Source organism: Acinetobacter sp. BY419 (assembly GCF_019038395.1).
In the GTDB taxonomy this organism is placed as follows: Bacteria; Pseudomonadota; Gammaproteobacteria; order Pseudomonadales; family Moraxellaceae; genus Acinetobacter.
This window is the reverse complement of the sequence record NZ_JAGFXZ010000030.1, coordinates 17946-35924: the sequence shown is the minus strand read 5'-3', so window position 1 is coordinate 35924 and position 17979 is coordinate 17946. Positions and strand designations below refer to the sequence as shown.

The following is a 17979-nucleotide window of genomic DNA, read 5'->3' as shown; positions in this document are numbered from 1 at the left end:
TGGAAAATAATGACGGTTCCAAGCGTTTCCAGATCAATGCAGCCAACTGTGTACACTGCAAGACCTGTGACATCAAGGATCCGTCCCAGAACATCACCTGGGTAACACCGGAAGGTGGCGGTGGTCCAAACTATCCAAATATGTAATTTGGATAGTGCTTGCGCAAGCTCATACCCGAATATGTAATTTCTCACAAGATCAAAATAAACCCGCTATTAAGCGGGTTTATTTTTAGGAGAATGTTGATAACATTATATTAAGATCAACTAAAAATTATCAGCACACAAAGCCCATAAGATTGTTCGGCAGATTTAGCTGCCTTTCTTCACCAGATAATGAAATTCTTTATTGCCATTTTCATCCAGCCGTTCTTCCTGCAACAGCAACTCATGCCCCAAATGCATACAGAATTTTGGAATATCCCAAGAAGTCGAATTATCCGTGGCAAACACCTCAACCACATCACCTGCCTTGGATTTACGGATCGCCTGATGCAACATCATGACTGGTTCAGGACAACGTAAACCTCGGGTATTCAATTGCAGGCTTGGAATAATTTTAGTGGGGGACATCGATAAACTCAGTATGGAAAGACCAAAATATTTTAGCATAAACCAGTGATAGCATTGCTGCTTTGCACGCATGTCCATAGCTAAAACCAGCTCTGACTCGAGCGATCAAGACTGCCCATCATATTTACAATAGACAAGCGGATTTTCTGCGGTATGATAAAACCACGTTTTTTTAGATATTAAAAGTCTTCAGGAAAAATCATGCACGAGGAATCAGGCCCGTCGTGGGGTATGCGCGGCTTACGCAAATGGCTGGGAACTGCACCCGAAACTCGCGACGAACTGCTAAAATTAGTACAAGATTCACGTCGATTTTTAGAACCAGATACTGTTGCCATGCTTGAGGGCGTACTTGACCTCCCGGCAACCAAAATTCGTGAAGTCATGACGCCTCGCACGTCAATGATCAGCTTGCAGGAAGATGACCAACTGCTGGATATCCTGCATGTACTGGTCGAATCTGCGCATTCACGTTTTCCGGTATTTTCATCCGATCAAACCGATAATGTGGTCGGTATTCTGTTAGCCAAGGATTTATTGCCTTTTCTGACTGAACCGACGGCCAAAGTCGATATTCGTGCCCTCATGCGTCAGCCTCTGTTTGTTCCGGAAAGTGCCCGTTCGGATCAGGTACTGCGCATGCTGAAAAACACCCAGACCCATATTGCCGTGGTGATTGATGAATACGGCACTACTTCGGGTCTGGTGACGCTAGAAGATATTCTCGAAGAAATTGTCGGTGAAATTGAAGATGAACATGACAATACCGATGAAGAAGCACAGTTTATTGTTCCGGATAACGACCCAAACACCCCCAATACTTGGATAGTACAGGCCCTGACCCCGATTGAGCATTTCAATAACATGCTGGATGCGAATTTTTCTGATGATGAAGTGGAAACCATGGGGGGGTTGTTATTACAGGAAATTGGTCTGGTGAATGATCTTGAAGGCCAGACCATTGAACTGGAAAACTGGCAATTTACCATTCTTGAAGCAGATTCTCGCTCTATTCACCTGATTCGAGCCGTTCGCCAATGAGAGCGTATTTCGACAAGCTGTTGAGCTCGGATCAACAGCAAAAACCGTTGCCGCTGATCTATCCTGTTTTAATTGCCTTATTCGCAGGTGCCATCTTCAGTTTGGCACTGGCTCCCTATCATTACTGGTGGCTGGCCATTCTGTCTCCAGCCCTGCTCTACGCCTGCCTGCGTGGACGTAGCGCAAAACAGGCCTTTGGCATTGGCTGGGTCTACGGAATCGGCTTGTGGTTTGTGGGTGCATTCTGGCTCTATACCTCCATTCATGTCTACGGCGATACCAATGCATTTCTGAGTATCGTCATGATTCTCATTATGGCCTTGGTCATGGGACTGTTTAGCGCTGTCCAATGCTTTGTCTATCGCCGCTTTTTCCCGGAAACTCCTTTAACCTTTGCTCCGCTCTGGGTACTGTTTGAGTGGGCCAAGACCTGGGTCTTTACCGGTTTCCCATGGTTATTTGCCGGCTATGCCTTTACTGAACGCTACCTGGATGCTTATGCGCCCTTATTCGGGGTGTTTGGGGTCTCTTTCGTCGTCATCATTCTAGCCTGTGCGCTGGTAGAAATCCTGAATAGACGTCTGTTCTGGGCCATTCCTTCCGCCATTCTGTTACTTGGTGCCTGGGGTGCAGCACAGCTGACCTTTGTTGAGCAAAAAAATCAAAAACCTTTAACTGTTTCCCTAATTCAGGGCAATATTCCGCAAGACCTGAAATGGTTGACTGAATATCAGGTGAAGACCTTACTGATTTATGCCAATCTGAGTAAAACCGAATGGGGCCGAGATCTGATCGTCTGGCCGGAATCTTCGATTCCTATGTTCCAGACCGACATTGAAGCCTTTCTGGAAGCCATGAAAGTACAGGCGGAAAAATCGGGAACTGCCTGGGTGACTGGCATTCCATATTGGGATTTAGCCGAATCGCAGACTGCAGGCTATCCAAAATATTACAACAGTATTATGGCCAGCGGAGATGAATCTGACGGGCTATATAAAAAGCAGCGTCTGGTTCCGTTTGGTGAATATATTCCCTTGTCAGGCTGGTTAAGCTGGGTATTGCCGGGCCTACAGAATGATCCGTCCATGAGTGGTTTTACCCGTGGCCCAGATCATCAAAAACCCTTGAATGTAAAAAATCATCCTTTGGGTTCTGCGATTTGTTATGAAGTGGCTTATCCTAATTTGACCCGCCGCAATGCCAGCCAAAGTGATTTTCTGGTGACCGTATCTAATGATGCCTGGTTTACTGGCACGGCAGGACCGCTACAGCATCTGCAGATGGTGCAAATGCGTGCCAAGGAAAATGGCCGCTGGTTTATCCGTGCCACCAATACCGGTGTGACCGCATTTGTTGACCACAATGGCCATATTGTGAAACGAGCACCAATGGATCAGGAAGCGGTATTACGTGGTGAACTTCCAGCTATGCAGGGCGAAACCCTATATATGAAACTCAGCGATTGGCCGGTACTGATCTTCTCGGTTCTACTTTTGCTGCTGGGATGGCGCTTCCGTCCACGTAAAGTGGATGTCAGCTTTAAGTCGAGACGGTAATTTCTTCAAGTGTCCCCCTTTTACAAAGGGGGACTTAGGGGGATTCCTGAATATAGATCTTATCAATCTCTCCTAACCTCCCTTTAATGAAGGGAGGAACACTCAAGGCAATAAAAAACCGAGGTCAATGCCTCGGTTTTTTCATCTCTTTAAAACTTAAAACTGTACAGCCAAATAACACAACATGCTGGCAAGAGACAGCATCGGTACATGACGATAGAGGGTAACGAGTGTCTGTTCAAATGATGAGCCTTGTTCAGCTTGAATACGAATGACACTCGCACTCAATGCTGACCAGAAACACAGTGCCAATAAACTGCTCATCAAGCTGATGGCAAAGAACGCCACCATAATCTGGCTGCTGCCTTCGGTACTTTGCCATAAATGTACAATACCCTGAGTGATCGGCAGCATGCTTAAAACCAGAAGAACAGATTTCAGCATCGACCAATGAAATTGATTGATTTCATCTCCCAAGATTAATGCTTTCATATCCTTCTCCGTTGGCTGGTCAAGTGCCGTTCAGATCATTATGAGCTTTTTCAAACAAATAGAAAGTGTATGTTTATTCACATTTTACGAGAATTGTAATAGATAAACATGGGAATAGTTCTTATTATAACTCGCATATCGCTTTTATTAATTAATTATAATAAATATCATTAACTTACATAATAATTGGTAACCAAGGTTCATTATCACTTCACTTCGCATTGAAATCACCTATCAAGTGAAGTGATATATTCCATCCATCGGGATTTATAATGATTCTTAATTAAGGCTGATAATAAATATCAGCATCGGTGCCTTCACCACCCGCTTGACCATCTGCACCAAACGAATACAGATCAAAGCTTCGACCATCAGTGCCCGGAATCACATATTGCAGCTCATTATCCCAACTGTCTTTTGGATAGCCACCTTTGACATAGCCACCCGGCACCCAGTTCTTTGCAGTCGCTGGCTGGTTCACCAGTGCATCCAGACCGCCTTCCTGCATACTTGGATATTTGCCATTGTCCAGCTTATATTGGTCCAGTGAACCTGCAATGCTCTGCAATTTAATCACGGTGGTATCGACCTTGGCTTTCTCACCACGACCCATTACATTCGGTACGATCAGTGCAGCAAGCACACCGAGAATCACAATCACCACCATGACTTCGATTAAGGTAAAGCCCGTCTGTTTATTTAATTGATTCCTTTTCATTTAATCTCTCTCATTTATCTGCATCATTCAGAATTTCCACTTGAATCTTGATCACAGCAAAACTCTAACTGGCTTCTGTTTAAATCATATTATTCATATTCACAATTGGCAGCATGACTGCAATCACAATAACCAAAACGATACTGGCCATCAGCACCAGCATTAAAGGTTCCAGCAAGGCCAGTAAAGTTGAAATCAGGGTGGTCACTTCGCGGTCCTGCATCTGTGAAGCACGTTCCAGCATCCGGTCCAGTTCACCAGACGCTTCACCACTTTTGATCATTTGTACCATCATCGGCGGGAAATAACCACTACGCTCCAGCTGGGTCGCCAGGTTGCCACCTTCGGTGACTTTTTCCGCTGCCAGATTCACAGCATCCCGGATCACCCAGTTATTGCTGACTGCAGCACCAATGCGTAGCGCATCAACCAGAGGTACGCCAGACTGGGTCAAAATAGATAAAGTACTGGCAAAGCGTGCGGCGTTAATCCCGCGTGACAGTTTTCCGAACAGGGGTAATTTTAAGGTCAGACGGTCAAAGGCATAATGCCCGGCGGTGGTTCTTAAAAACCGGACCAACAGAAAAACCCCCACGGCACCACCGATCACTAAAAATGGCCAGGCAATCCGGATAAAATCACTGGCTTTCATCAAGGCGACGGTAATCCATGGCAAGGCATCCTTGCTCTGGTCAAAGGTCTTGACGATATCCGGCACCACATAGGTCATCAGTCCCATCACAATCGAAAAGGACATCAGCATCAGGATAACCGGATAGACCATCGCACCCTGAATTTTTTTCTGCATGGCGAAACGGTTTTCTGTATAGTCTGCCAGTTGATCCAGAATCAGATCCAGATGCCCGGAACGCTCACCGGCGGCAATCGTGGCAATATACAGCTCCGGAAAACGTCCGGATTGCTGCAGCCCCTGCGCCAGGCTATGCCCTTCCATTACTTTGGAGCGTACTGACATCAGCAGGTTTTGCACATGCACTTTTTCGCTTTGCTTACCGACGGCGCGAATGGCTTCTTCCAGCGGAATTGCGGCAGCGACCAGTACGGACAACTGCCGGGTCATAAGCGCCAGATCATAGGCTGTGATGCTTTTTTCAAACCATTTTCGCCGATGCTGGGAGTCTTTTTTTTCAACAGGATCAACAGAAACCGGAATAAGGGCTTTATCCCGTAATTGTTGCCGGATCTGACGCGCAGAATCCCCTTCCAGCACGCCTTTTTGCTGCTTCCCTGAAGGATCAAGCGCAATAAACTGATATGCAGGCATTGTAATGCTCTAATTTTCCAAAATTTTGCTCAACGCTGTTGCGTCAGACCACCGAAATCATTCATATTCTTTGATATAAATTATCTGTTCACTCTAACATAATCGAACTTTAAGCACGACGAAATTTCTTCAGGATATCCACCCCAAGATATGCAAAATTCTCACCCAGATTCAAGTCCACTTTATCGCGTACGCGTTGCTGTACCTGTACATGTATTTGATTGTTTTGATTACACCATGAGTGCAGAACAATTTGAACAGGCACAGATTGGTGCACGTGTACTGGTGTCATTTGGTCGTCAGAATCTGGTTGGGGTGATTGTCGAAAAACTGTCGGAGGATATCCCTCTTGACCCCCGCTTTAAGCTCAAAGCAGTTACCGAACTGCTCGATGAACGTGCCATCATAGATCCCAAAGTTTTAAGTTTGTTGACATGGTCTGCACAGTATTACCAGTTTCCGATGGGTGAAGTCTTCCATAGTGCTCTGCCCACCCTGTTACGTCAGGGTAGGCCTTATAACCTGCTGGCTCGCACCTGGAAGCTCCTGGACCCGAATGCCGAAGCCAAAGTACGTCGTTCAGAAAAACAGCAGGAAGCCTACCGGATTTTAAAACTGCATCCGGTTGGAACCACTGAAAATGTGCTGAATATGGCCGGGATTGAAACCGCGACCTTAAAAGCACTGGAGAAAAAGGAGATCTGTACCTGTGTGCTGGAGCCGCAAGATTTCAGCCCACAGCCCATGCAACTGGCACAGATGCCGCTGACCGCCAATCCTGAACAAAAACATGCAGTCGAACAGGTATTAAAATATCGCAACCAATATCAGGCTTTTTTACTGGATGGTCTGACTGGCAGCGGTAAAACTGAAGTGTATTTGCAGATCATGCAGCAGGTGCTGAAACAGGGCAAACAGGTGCTGGTGCTGGTACCGGAAATCGGCCTGACGCCGCAAACTATCAGCCGCTTCCAATCCCGTTTTCATTGTCATATTGCGCTGCTGCACTCGGGTCTGAATGATTCCAAACGACTACAGGCCTGGCAGTCGGCAGAAACTGGCAAAGCCTCAATTGTACTCGGTACACGTTCCGCCATTTATACCCCGATGCCGAATCTGGGCCTGATCATTCTGGATGAAGAACATGACCTGTCCTTTAAACAGCAGGAAGGCTTCCGCTATCATGCCCGCGATGTGGCTCTGTATCGCGGCCATTTACAGCAATGTCCGGTACTGCTGGGTTCAGCCACGCCAAGTATCGACAGTTATGCGCTAGTTGAACATGGCAAGATGCAGGCGCTGGAGCTGAATCAACGTGCCGGTACAGCCTTAATGCCCAAAATCCATATTCTGGATTTAAAAGTCGCACAAAAGCAGCATGGCATCAGTCTGCAACTGATTCAGGACATCAAAAAGCGTCTGGAGAAAAAAGAACAGGTGCTGATCTTTTTAAACCGCCGTGGTTATGCCCCCGTCCTGATTTGCGGCAGTTGTGGCTGGCAGGCACAATGTCCGCACTGCGATGCCAACTTCACTGTACACCGCCAGCCTTATCAGCATCTACATTGCCATCACTGCGGAACCATTCACCGTATGCCGGAACACTGTCCGCAATGTCAGCATCAGGAACTGGTCACGCTGGGTATGGGCACCGGCAAAGTCGAAGAACACCTGACTGAGCTCTTTCCAGACTTTGAGGTGATTCGGGTCGATCGCGATTCAACCAGCCGGGTCGGCAGCTGGCAAAAAATTTATGACAAGATTCAGAAAAGTGAACCAGCAATTTTGCTCGGCACCCAGATGCTGGCCAAGGGGCATCATTTTCCCTATGTGACTCTGGTCGCGATTCTGGATATCGATTCCGGTCTGCTCAGTGTAGATTTTCGTGCTACTGAACGTACTGCTCAGCTGATTGTGCAAGTCTCAGGTCGGGCCGGACGCGGTGAACAAAAGGGTGATGTCTATCTGCAAACACTCAGACCTGATCATGCCCTGCTCAATACTCTGGTGAATGAAAATTATCGCGTCTTTGCCCAGCAGACCTTAAAAGAACGGCAAATCGCCCAGATGCCGCCCTACCGTTATGCCATCCTGATTCGCTGTGAATCCAAGGATCAGGCACAAAATACCGAATTCTTACAGAAACATGCAGTACTCCTCAGGCAATATCCCGATCTGGTGCTGGACATCTGGGGGCCGATTCCTGCACCAATGGAACGTAAGGCGGGACGCTATCAGTCGCATATGGTGCTGTTGTCAGCGGATCGTCCACGTTTGCATTACTATGTGCGCAGCTGGTGGCAAAACATGCTGCAGGACAAGCCTTCCAGCATGAAGCTTACGCTGGACATTGATCCTCAGGAACTGAGCTAAGAGAAATTGCGCCTGAGTGCATGTTCGCGATAGAACAATCAACGTCTGGATCAAGAATAAAATTTAGGGCAGGAAAATGTCGATACTGTTACAAATAACACTGGTTCTGGTAATCGCACTGTTTATGGTGCCGCTGAGTAAAAGGCTCAGATTGCCAAGTGTGCTGGGCTATCTGTTAACAGGGCTCCTCTTAAGTCCAGGCCTTTTACATCTCATTGAGGCGCCCGAAGTTCTGAACAGCTTCATGCAGGTCAGCCTGATGGTACTGATGTTCTGGATCGGTTTGCAACTGAGACCGCAACGTATTGTCCAGATCCATCCCACACTGTGGATGATGGCAACTTTACAGGTACTGATCAGCGCCCTGATGTTCAGTCTGATGGCTTGGAGCTTTTTGCAACAAGGCCTGCTTACCAGCATTGTAATTGGACTTGCCGGCAGTCTGTCCGCCATGACCTTGGTGATGCAACAGCTGAATAATCAGGAACAGTTCGCCACCAGTTATGGCCAGCAGACCTATTCGATTCTGCTGGTGCATGCCCTGTTGGCCATCCCTGTCATTGCAGCCATTCCCCTATTTGCCGGGATTCGCTCGACCGAACATGGTGTGGCCTATTTTGCTGCCATTATTGCAACGTTGAGCGGCCTGTTCTTATGTAATCGTTACCTGATGCAGCCGTTGTATCGCTGGATTGCCAAAAGCGGCAGTCACGAACTGCATGTGATTGTGGCGATTACTGTGACCTTGGCATTGTTGGTATTAATGAATACCCTCGGACTGAATCTGTTTCTCGGTGCCTTATTTGCCGGCATTTTACTGGCAGATTCAGATTTCCGGCCTGCGGTAGAAAGCGCCGTTCGGCCTTTTCAGGGCCTGTTGATTGGTCTGGCCTTTATCAGTCTGGGCATGTCACTACAGCTGCCTGATCTGCTGAATTTCCCCAGGATGATTCTGGGCGGTACTTTGACTTTGATCTTGATCAAGTTTGCCCTTACTTTGGCATTGGCGCGTTATCATCAAGATAGCTGGCGCAATAGTACCCTGCTGGCAGCCAGTCTGGCGCAGGGCGGCGAGTTTGCCTTGCTGACACTGGTGATTGCAGTATCCAACCAGATTATTGCAGGTAATCTACTGTCTCCCTTGCTCTGGATGGTGAGTTTTTCCTTGCTGCTGACCCCCGCATTTTACTGGTTATTACATAGCCAGATTTTACCGCGCCTGGATCGTCACAATCATCTGGCAGCGACCTTTGAAACCGATCCCGATCCTCAAGCCAGTGCGCCACTTCTGCTGATTGGCTTTGGCCGCTTCGGACAGATCATTGCCCGGATTCTACTGCAACAACAGCATGCATTTAGTGTCATGGACAGCAATGTGCAAGCAACTGAATTACTCGCTCAGCATAAAATCCCTTTCTATCAGGCCGATGCGACAGAACCTGAAGCCTTGGCGCATGCAAGTATTGCTACGGCACAACAAGTGATTATCGCCATTGATGATATTGAAGATTCGATGCTGATCGTGCGGCATCTGCGGCTGAATTATCCTGAAACTGGTTTATGGGTCCGTGCACGTGACCGGCATCATGTACATTTATTGCAGGATTTGGGCGTGCAACACATCTGGCGTGAAACCTATCTTTCTGCGCTAGAATTAACCCAGTCCTTATTAAGCCAGCTCAATGCCAACCCGGAAGACAGCCAGCAACAGGTGCAAAACTTCCGTGAACAGGATGAAAAGCTGTTAAACAGCCAGTATGATCTGGATCCTGATCAACATCCAAATTATGAAAATCACCGTAACAGTTTGGCTGAACTGGAGTATCTATTTGCTCACGATCAACGTCAGAAAGTGCAAAAACCGGATATACAGCAGCAACCGGATACAAACGGCGTAAGAATTGATGCGTTAAGAGATGATCTGTCATAACTTGTGTTTTACAATAATGACACCATTAAAACAGGGTTATGGAGAATTTTATGTCTGATTTACGCCAACGCTTTTTTATTGAAGATAGCCCTGTTCGTGGTGAAGTGGTGCATCTTGAAGAAGCTTTACAAACCATTTTAGCGCAACGTGACTATGCACCTGCAGTCAAAATCCTGTTAGGCGAAATGCTCAGCGCCACTGCACTGCTGGCCAGCACATTGAAGATTAAAGGGCGTATCAGCCTGCAAATTCAGGCATCAGGCACCTTTAAATGGGCCATGGCTGAATGCAACCACTTGGGTGAAGTTCGCGCTTTGGCGGACTATGAGGAAGACCCGCATTTTCTGGTTGGCGAAGACAGCAGTACAGTTTTAAAGTCGCTGGTCTCCCCGATCTTGTTTATCAATATCGAACCAGAGTTTGGTGAGCGTTATCAGGGGATCGTACCACTCGATAAGGAAAATCTGGCGGGCTGTCTGATGCAGTATTATGACCTGTCTGCACAGATTCCGACGCGCATTGTACTGGCGAGTGACCAGCAGCGTGCAGGCGGTTTACTGATTCAGTTGTTGCCACGTAATAGTGAAGAAGAACAACGTCGTGTGGATGAAGATCTATGGCCACGTCTGACCCTGCTTACAGAAACCTTGAAAGCTGAAGAACTGGTCGGTTTGCAAGCTACTGATATTCTTTACCGTTTATATAATGAAGAAGAAGTTCGTCTACCAGATGCTGAGGTGTTGAAGTTTGGTTGTACCTGCTCTAAAGAGCGTTGTGCAGTTGCCTTACAGCAGATTGGCATAGATTCAATCCGTGAAACACTGGAACTCCAGAATCCGATCGAGATGGACTGTCAGTTCTGTAATAGCCAATATACTTTTACCGCTGAAGAAGCCTTGGGTCTTTTCGGTAAACATCTGAGCTAAACAGTTCTAATCCTGAGTTTTAAAAAGCATTCCTCAGGAATGCTTTTTTTTATGCGTTTAAACCCATGGAGCTGTGATGAATGGAGAGAACATTTCCTTAAAGTAGAAAATCTGCCTACTCGCCGGATTAAACCTTCATGCAAATTCCACCCAAGAGTTCCATTTAAATTATACAACTATTCACATTATCAAAAGCCAAATACTTATCATTTTCAAAAAATTAAGAGAAGAAAAACACATTTCATACTATTGATTTAATTACTCTTTTGAAATAAATTAGAGTAATAATTCTAAAATAAACAAATGATCTTACCAACAGGAATGTTATGAAGAAATTATTGAATACTCTCGTAATGGGGATGAGTTTGGCCGTAGTTTCCAGTTTGGCCTTTGCCTATGAAGATCCGTTAGTGGGTAAATGGAAAACCATTGATGATCAATCGGGTTATTCTCGTGCAGATGTGGAAATCCGCAAGAAAGCGAACGGTAGCTATGAAGGGATTATTGTTGAAACACGCAGCTTGCCTGGCGCGGAAAAAATGGGCATCTGTCATAAGTGTCCCGGTCAGCTCAAGGACAAACCTTTTCTAGGCCTGCCTTTTATCTGGGATTTTAAAGCAGATCCGGAAAAGCCACGTGAATTCCATGATGGCAAAGTGCTTGATCCGATCAGTGGTAAAGTTTACAAAGGTAAGGCACGCTTAAGTACCAATGGCAAACGTCTGACCTTACGGGGTTATGTCGGGGTATCGGTGATTGGCCGCAGTGTGACTTGGGTAAAATATTAATTTAACAAGGCTTTTCAAAGCCCCTGTTCCAGGGGCTTTTTTCTTTGTCATGATTTGAAACAAGAAGGTACAAATAAAAACTGTTTCGTAGCACGGAAAGTCATAATAATGGATCGAAGACGGTTATTTTTTATTCATGCATATATATGATGATCAATCTTCAGCCTAGTTTAACTCTGCCTTCAGGACCGACATGTCGTCCTCATCTGGTGCCACCTGTTCAGCACAGCTTTGTCAATTCACCTGCTCTGCCGATAGAACATAAAATTATAAAAACAGGTTCAGCCTCAAGCCTTTTATACTTACATTCCACTGAAGCAGATTCGATCAGAGAGACCGCATCATTGAATGCCCTCATATATTCTCTCTGCCCTCCTGATCAGTTGAATCATCACGCTGAGTATGCATGTCAGGAAAAAAGAAAGTGCTCCATACCGGCACCTCATTTTTTTCTTCATATTACATATTTGGCTGTTTAAGGAGTAGCTCCATGACTACGATTCAATACCGAGAAAGTTTTTCACACGGTTATGTTCCATCAGAAATTGTGGATGATCGTTCATTTGATTTGATCCACTTTGCTGAAGCGTGTGGACAAAGTCCGGAATGGGTCATGCAACTTATTGAATATGGAATTTTGCCAGACCGTTCCGAAACCCACCACAGTATCTTTCTGGGTGAAGATATCTCACGCGCACAACGCGCCTACCGCCTGCAACGTGATTTTGACGCCTCGTTTACTGCAGTTGCCATGATGCTGGATTTAATTGATGAAGTGCAAGAGTTACGCCGCGAGGTAAAACATTTGCAATTAAAGTAAATCTTCTAATGCTCTGTCTACATGCATGCTTGTGCTGTAGCTCAGGGCTATTTATTTTTAATTTTATAATGAGAGTATTAGAGTTGCTATGAAAACCAAAGATTGCAATAAGAAAATCAAATACATGTTCCCCGAATATCGCGATTTAATTATCCAGCTTCGAGAGGAAGATCCACACTTTGCCAAGTTATTTGAGGAGCATAGTGAACTGGACAAACAAATTACTCAGCTGGAACTGGATCCTGTGAACCAGATCAACAGTGATATTGAAGTCATCAAACGTAAAAAACTAAAAATAAAAGATGAAATATATAAAATACTGACGCGAACTGCTCAGGTAGGAAATCTCTCTTAAGGGGTGACCGAGCAAGCCAGGCTGGATCATTCAGTACATTTCGACTGAAGTTTGAAATCGCTTGGCTGTGCTTAAAAATACGATCCTTGATGCAAGGATAAAACTACAGCTATTTTAATTTGGTTAATTTTTCGACTTTTTCTACGGTTTTTTTGACAGACCGCTTAATTGGCTTATAGTCTAGCAACCAGAACAGGTTTACGGGCTGATCTTTATTTTGTTGGGCTAACAGATCAATCACGCTTTTCTCTCCTAAACCGACCAAATGTCGGCGATAAAAATAATAGATCAATAATACGGTGGTGATGACCATCACCATTAACATTATCCAAAATCCGGCAGGAGATTTTAAACCTGGAATAAACTCAAAATTCATTCCATAAATTCCGGTTAACAGGGTCAAAGGTGCAAAGATTGCCGTGATTATGGCCAATATACGCATGTTTTCATTGGTTTGGTTGGCAATTGCAGAAAAATGTAAATCGATGGTGGCTTGGATAGATGCACGAAGACGAACAATATGTTTTTGAATTCGCTCCACATGACTGATTAAATCATTGATACGAACCAATAGTATATCCAGCTGTGCAGGCTTTTTCTTTCCTTTCGAATGGGAGTAATTATCTATGATTTCATCCCTAAACTCTTGCAGGACATCAATCTGCTCTTCACATAAATCCTCAACCTGTTGAAAAGACATGCTTTCTTGCAATAACTGATCCCATTTCTTAAATCGGCGATGCCCTTGCAACAATTCTTGCTGCCAAAATCCAACCCGTCGGGTCAGCGGTACACGTAAATCCAGATAACCATCCACCATGCTGTTCAGCAGGCGTAAGGACAGATCGAAAGGCGAAGCGGGAAGTTTTCGTGACTTATTCTGTTCCTGGCTAGATCGAATAAAATTCATCTCGATCCGGGAAATATAGTTTTGTAGTACCTTATTTCCCTGCTCACGTACTGTAACCAGAACTTGTGGCGTGATGATAAAACTGACCGGTGTGGTGGCCAAGCCAAACATCTGTTCATGCTGTTCAAACGCCTGTTCACCCGTCCCTATATCATCATCCGGGGTAATGAGCTTACGAAAAATCAGCAGGTTATAGTCATCCAGGGTATCAAATGAACAGGGATGCTCTAAATTTAAAATATCTTTTACATGAAATTCATTTAGATACATATGAGTATGTTGATATATTTCATTTTGCCAGGCTTCTGCGCGATTCACTACATCGATTCGGACGCAATCAATCCAGGTAAATACAAGTTGGGTTTCAGCGTCAGTATTAAGTTGTTTTTGTACAGAAATATGATGATCTGAAAGATGCTGATAAAAATAATAAATTTTCATTAAAACAATTCTCTATTCACTATTTTAATTTTTTATAACTGAATAGAAACTTAAGATACTCCATCTATCAGCATTAAAATTATGAGCCGGACTGAATCCTTAAGCAATCAGATAATGTTTTTATTTATAAGTCTTCCTTACACCAGTTAAAATAAAGTTTAAAAAAAGCCCTGAGCCCACCAAAGTCACAACATTGGCAAAGCACAGGGCTTTTACAGATCTTTTATTCACACGGGCTCACCCATGTGAATGTGCAATCAATTATACCTGTTCGATGTCTTTCATGGTCAATTTGATACGGCCACGGTTGTCAACATCGGCAACCTGTACTTTCACATCCTGACCTTCTTTCAATACATCTGCCACGTTCGCAATGCGTTCGTTCGAGATTTGAGAGATATGCAATAAGCCATCGGTACCAGGAAGGATATTCACGAAAGCACCAAATTCAACGATACGGATCACTTTACCCATATAGATTGTACCTGGTTCGATTTCAGCAGTAAGTGCCAGGATTTTAGCAACCGCAGCGGCTGCAGCAGCTTTAGTCTCACCAAATACACGAACTGTACCGTTATCTTCGATATCGATTGCTGCCTTGGTTTCTTCAGTAATCGCACGAATGGTCGCGCCGCCTTTACCGATTACATCACGGATTTTGTCCGGATTGATGTTGATCACCTGGAAAGTCGGAGCATACATTGAAATTTCAGGACGAGCGCGTGAGATCACCTGGTTCATTTCGTTCAGGATGTGCATACGACCCGCATAAGCCTGGTTCAATGCAGACTCCATGATCTCTTCAGTAATACCTTCGATCTTGATGTCCATTTGTAGCGCAGTAATACCGTTTGCAGAACCTGCAACTTTAAAGTCCATATCACCCAAGTGATCTTCATCACCCAAGATGTCAGAAAGAACTGCATAACGCTCGCCTTCTTTCACGAGACCCATCGCAATACCTGCAACTGGCGCTTTAAGTGGAACACCGGCATCCATCAATGATAATGAAGCACCACATACAGACGCCATTGAAGACGAACCGTTTGATTCAGTGATGTCAGATACAATACGGATTACGTACGGGAAGCGGTCAGCCGCAGGAAGAACAGCCTGAACACCACGACGTGCTAGACGACCGTGACCGATTTCACGACGTTTAGGACCAGATTCACGACCCGTTTCACCTACAGAGTATGCAGGGAAGTTGTAGTGCAACATAAAGTTATCAGTTTTTGTACCTGCAAGGGTATCAACCATCAACGCATCACGAGTATTACCCAAAGTTGTTGTTACCAACGCCTGAGTTTCACCACGTGTGAACAATGCAGAACCGTGAGCACGGCCTAGTACACCAACCTGTACGTCAATTGCACGAACAGTTTTGGTATCACGACCATCAATACGTGGCTTACCAGACAGGATATTGTCACGTACGGTACGGTATTTAAGGTCTTCGAATAATTCGTTTACTTCATCAGCAATGCCAGTTTCGTCATTTTCAGGAACGAACTGAGCCAATGCTTCTTCTTGAAGTGCATCAAGTGCTGCATAACGTTCATGTTTAACTGCAATTGTATATGCTTCAGAAATTTTCGCTTCGAATGCTTCTTTCAATTTGCCAAGAAGTTCTTCGTTTTTAACTGGAGCAACCCAAGTTGACTCAACTGCACCCGCAGCGGCAGCAAATTCTTTAATCGCCTGGATCGCGATTTGCATTTCGTCATGTCCGAACAATACAGCACCCAGCATTTGGTCTTCTGAAAGCTCTTTCGCTTCAGATTCAACCATCAGTACTGCAGATTCTGTTCCTGCAACCACAAGATCAAGATCAGACTCTTTGAGTTGTTCAAGATTCGGGTTCAGAATGTATTCGCCGTTGATCAAACCTACACGTGCGCCGCCGATTGGACCACGGAACGGTGTACCAGCGATAGACAATGCAGCAGATGTACCTAACATTGCAGCAATGTCAGCATCCATCGTTTTGTCAGAAGAAATAACTGTTGCTGTTACTTGAATTTCGTTGAAGTAACCTTCTGGGAACAACGGACGAATTGGACGGTCAATCAGACGTGAAATTAAAGTTTCAGCTTCAGACTGACGACCTTCACGCTTGCCATAACCACCCGGGATACGACCAGCAGCATATTGCTTTTCTTGATAGTTCACAGTCAATGGGAAGAAGTCTTGACCTGCTTTTGCTTTAGGCTGTGCAACAACTGCTACAAGCACCTGTACGCCACCCATGGTGATTACAACACTGTTTGCCTGACGGGCAACACGGCCTGTTTCTAAAGTTACAGTATGCTGACCGAATTGAAATTCTTTACGAACAATATTAAACATCGACATGTTTTATTTTTTCCTAGTTCTTGTGAACAATTATTCTAGTGGAGACCCCTAAGGTTTGGCATTCACGACCAGTTGGACGAATAAATGACAAAGCTTAGAAGCCGACCTCACCAGATTAAATACTATTTTTAAACACAAAGAAGGAGCGAAACATTCGCCCCTTCCACTAGCTCAGCGCAAAGCCAAGCCTACTTTAGTTTTCAGTAATACAGCATAAAGCATGCAATACACCCGAAAATAAAAGCTTAAATCGAATTAACGACGTAAACCTAAAGCACCGATCAAAGCAACATAACGACCGTGGTCTTTACCATTTAGGTAGTCAAGTAGCTTACGACGTTGGTTAACCATACGGATTAGACCGCGACGGCTATGATGGTCGTGTTTGTGCTCTTTGAAGTGACCTTGTAAGTCATTGATTTGAGCAGTCAAAAGAGCTACTTGAACTTCGGGTGAACCAGTATCGTTTTCAGCGCGTGCGAATTTAGCAATGATCTCTGCGCGATCTGCGTTAGTTAAAGCCATTCGATTTCTCCGAGATGCTTATATATTTTGATAAAAATCAAAGTAATGAGAATTCATAACCTTGACTGCCGTGCATCACTACAGCAAGTTGCATATTTTAAGGGAAAACGCGCCAAATTGCAAAAATAGATCCATACTTTTGCGTAGTTTTGGTCGGGCATTTTCTGCGTTCAGATCCAATGACTCTTCTCCACCAAGCATTCCAGTTCTGGATTATTTGAAGGCAAGAAATACAAAGATGAATGAGAGACCAAAATTCCTTTGAAAAGCTTACCAGTCTTTTACCCGACTTGATTTATCGGCCCACCTCAATAAAAAATGAATAAAAAAAAGCCCGAGTAAACTCGGGCTTTTTGGCGCTGTAGTTCTTTCTTTTATCATTATTATTTATTGTATTATTAAGGCGTTTTACGCTTATTATTATTTTCAAACATCCTGTTGAAAAATCATCTTCCTTGTGTGGTAGATTTTGCCACATTCTCCCCAGACAAATAGAGGCATTTGTCGTATCTCTGTGTAAGCCATTACGTACAATATTTCTTCTGAAAGTTGCATAATGTTACATTAATCTCGTTTTATTTAACTTTAGTTACTTAACTCTACTGATTAAATCAAGGAAAGTAGGCTAGGAAATTAGGATAAAAATCTAGCAACTTGAGAGGAAAAGTAACAAGATATAAAAAAGCCTTGTAGTCTCTCCCAAAACTACAAGGCTTAGCGGCTGTAAGTTTCCTCTTTTACTTACTTCACTGTAAGTTCGCTGTCTACCGACATTATTATTATCATTATGCGATTATGCTCAACTTTCCTTGTTGAGTTATTTTGTAAACACATCTTCTCAAATATTGAGCAAAAGCTCTATGCGTCAATTTCCTTAATCTTTGTAAGCTTT

Annotated in this window: 16 protein-coding genes; 9 read left to right on the top strand and 7 right to left on the bottom strand. The window is 44.5% G+C overall.

The features are described from left to right. Nucleotides 1–146 (top strand): 4Fe-4S dicluster domain-containing protein (locus tag KUG37_RS11690; RefSeq protein ID WP_216940465.1); only part of this gene is annotated, 146 nt, incomplete at its 5' end. A gap of 165 nt (nt 147–311) precedes the next feature. Here the strand turns inward: KUG37_RS11690 and tusA are convergent. Then, complete coding sequence (gene tusA / locus KUG37_RS11685) at nt 312–572, bottom strand: sulfurtransferase TusA (RefSeq protein ID WP_216936609.1); 261 nt, start codon at nt 570–572, stop codon at nt 312–314. 201 nt (nt 573–773) lie between these two features. Between tusA and KUG37_RS11680 the strand changes: the two genes are divergently transcribed. Both KUG37_RS11680 and lnt read left to right on the top strand, forming a co-directional pair. Next, entirely contained in the window at nt 774–1613 is an 840-nt protein-coding gene (locus KUG37_RS11680) for an HlyC/CorC family transporter (protein ID WP_216936610.1), read from the top strand. After that, entirely contained in the window at nt 1610–3169 is a 1560-nt protein-coding gene (gene lnt, locus KUG37_RS11675) for an apolipoprotein N-acyltransferase (protein ID WP_216936611.1), read from the top strand. The genes KUG37_RS11680 and lnt overlap by 4 nt, the downstream gene beginning before the upstream one ends. A gap of 156 nt (nt 3170–3325) precedes the next feature. On the opposite strand, the gene KUG37_RS11670 is transcribed toward lnt, so the two are convergent. From KUG37_RS11670 to gspF, 3 genes are all read right to left on the bottom strand, one after another. Further along, a complete protein-coding gene (locus KUG37_RS11670; RefSeq protein WP_216936612.1) occupies nt 3326–3661 on the bottom strand; it encodes a hypothetical protein in 336 nt (111 codons plus the stop codon). Between the two features lie 283 nt (nt 3662–3944). Beyond that, nucleotides 3945–4379 (bottom strand): type II secretion system major pseudopilin GspG, encoded by a 435-nt coding sequence (gspG, locus tag KUG37_RS11665; protein ID WP_216936613.1) that lies wholly within the window; start codon nt 4377–4379, stop codon nt 3945–3947. Between the two features lie 79 nt (nt 4380–4458). Continuing rightward, nucleotides 4459–5664, bottom strand: a complete 1206-nt coding sequence (gene gspF, locus KUG37_RS11660; RefSeq protein WP_216936614.1) for a type II secretion system inner membrane protein GspF — start codon at nt 5662–5664, stop codon at nt 4459–4461. Nucleotides 5665–5814: 150 nt separating this feature from the next. Between gspF and KUG37_RS11655 the strand changes: the two genes are divergently transcribed. The 6 genes from KUG37_RS11655 (at nt 5815) to KUG37_RS11630 (ending at nt 12856) form a co-directional block, all read left to right on the top strand. Further along, nucleotides 5815–8037, top strand: a complete 2223-nt coding sequence (locus tag KUG37_RS11655) for a primosomal protein N' (RefSeq protein ID WP_216936615.1) — start codon at nt 5815–5817, stop codon at nt 8035–8037. 76 nt (nt 8038–8113) lie between these two features. Further along, entirely contained in the window at nt 8114–9967 is a 1854-nt protein-coding gene (locus KUG37_RS11650; RefSeq protein ID WP_216936616.1) for a cation:proton antiporter, read from the top strand. A gap of 50 nt (nt 9968–10017) precedes the next feature. Continuing rightward, the gene (locus tag KUG37_RS11645) at nt 10018–10893 is read left to right on the top strand and encodes an Hsp33 family molecular chaperone HslO (RefSeq protein WP_216936617.1); all 876 of its coding nucleotides are present in this window, start codon (nt 10018–10020) and stop codon (nt 10891–10893) included. Nucleotides 10894–11219: 326 nt separating this feature from the next. Beyond that, nucleotides 11220–11681 (top strand): DUF2147 domain-containing protein, encoded by a 462-nt coding sequence (locus tag KUG37_RS11640; RefSeq protein ID WP_216936618.1) that lies wholly within the window; start codon nt 11220–11222, stop codon nt 11679–11681. A gap of 490 nt (nt 11682–12171) precedes the next feature. Next, complete coding sequence (locus KUG37_RS11635; protein ID WP_216936619.1) at nt 12172–12501, top strand: chaperone modulator CbpM; 330 nt, start codon at nt 12172–12174, stop codon at nt 12499–12501. An 88-nt stretch (nt 12502–12589) separates the two neighbouring features. Beyond that, complete coding sequence (locus tag KUG37_RS11630) at nt 12590–12856, top strand: YdcH family protein (RefSeq protein ID WP_216936620.1); 267 nt, start codon at nt 12590–12592, stop codon at nt 12854–12856. A 109-nt stretch (nt 12857–12965) separates the two neighbouring features. Here KUG37_RS11630 and KUG37_RS11625 read toward each other — a convergent pair whose 3' ends face one another. The 3 genes from KUG37_RS11625 to rpsO form a co-directional block, all read right to left on the bottom strand. Beyond that, the gene (locus tag KUG37_RS11625) at nt 12966–14207 is read right to left on the bottom strand and encodes a magnesium transporter CorA family protein (protein ID WP_216936621.1); all 1242 of its coding nucleotides are present in this window, start codon (nt 14205–14207) and stop codon (nt 12966–12968) included. 261 nt (nt 14208–14468) lie between these two features. Next, entirely contained in the window at nt 14469–16556 is a 2088-nt protein-coding gene (gene pnp, locus KUG37_RS11620) for a polyribonucleotide nucleotidyltransferase (RefSeq protein ID WP_216936633.1), read from the bottom strand. A gap of 261 nt (nt 16557–16817) precedes the next feature. Further along, on the bottom strand, nt 16818–17087 hold the full coding sequence (gene rpsO / locus KUG37_RS11615; protein ID WP_004637724.1) for a 30S ribosomal protein S15: 270 nt from the start codon (nt 17085–17087) through the stop codon (nt 16818–16820). Nucleotides 17088–17979 lie beyond the last annotated feature (892 nt).

Coding starts and splice junctions, on each gene's coding strand:
- tusA (WP_216936609.1), bottom strand. CDS start 572: ATGTCCCCCACTAAAATTATTCCAAGCCTGCAATTGAATACCCGAGGT.
- KUG37_RS11680 (WP_216936610.1), top strand. CDS start 774: ATGCACGAGGAATCAGGCCCGTCGTGGGGTATGCGCGGCTTACGCAAA.
- lnt (WP_216936611.1), top strand. CDS start 1,610: ATGAGAGCGTATTTCGACAAGCTGTTGAGCTCGGATCAACAGCAAAAA.
- KUG37_RS11670 (WP_216936612.1), bottom strand. CDS start 3,661: ATGAAAGCATTAATCTTGGGAGATGAAATCAATCAATTTCATTGGTCG.
- gspG (WP_216936613.1), bottom strand. CDS start 4,379: ATGAAAAGGAATCAATTAAATAAACAGACGGGCTTTACCTTAATCGAA.
- gspF (WP_216936614.1), bottom strand. CDS start 5,664: ATGCCTGCATATCAGTTTATTGCGCTTGATCCTTCAGGGAAGCAGCAA.
- KUG37_RS11655 (WP_216936615.1), top strand. CDS start 5,815: ATGCAAAATTCTCACCCAGATTCAAGTCCACTTTATCGCGTACGCGTT.
- KUG37_RS11650 (WP_216936616.1), top strand. CDS start 8,114: ATGTCGATACTGTTACAAATAACACTGGTTCTGGTAATCGCACTGTTT.
- KUG37_RS11645 (WP_216936617.1), top strand. CDS start 10,018: ATGTCTGATTTACGCCAACGCTTTTTTATTGAAGATAGCCCTGTTCGT.
- KUG37_RS11640 (WP_216936618.1), top strand. CDS start 11,220: ATGAAGAAATTATTGAATACTCTCGTAATGGGGATGAGTTTGGCCGTA.
- KUG37_RS11635 (WP_216936619.1), top strand. CDS start 12,172: ATGACTACGATTCAATACCGAGAAAGTTTTTCACACGGTTATGTTCCA.
- KUG37_RS11630 (WP_216936620.1), top strand. CDS start 12,590: ATGAAAACCAAAGATTGCAATAAGAAAATCAAATACATGTTCCCCGAA.
- KUG37_RS11625 (WP_216936621.1), bottom strand. CDS start 14,207: ATGAAAATTTATTATTTTTATCAGCATCTTTCAGATCATCATATTTCT.
- pnp (WP_216936633.1), bottom strand. CDS start 16,556: ATGTTTAATATTGTTCGTAAAGAATTTCAATTCGGTCAGCATACTGTA.
- rpsO (WP_004637724.1), bottom strand. CDS start 17,087: ATGGCTTTAACTAACGCAGATCGCGCAGAGATCATTGCTAAATTCGCA.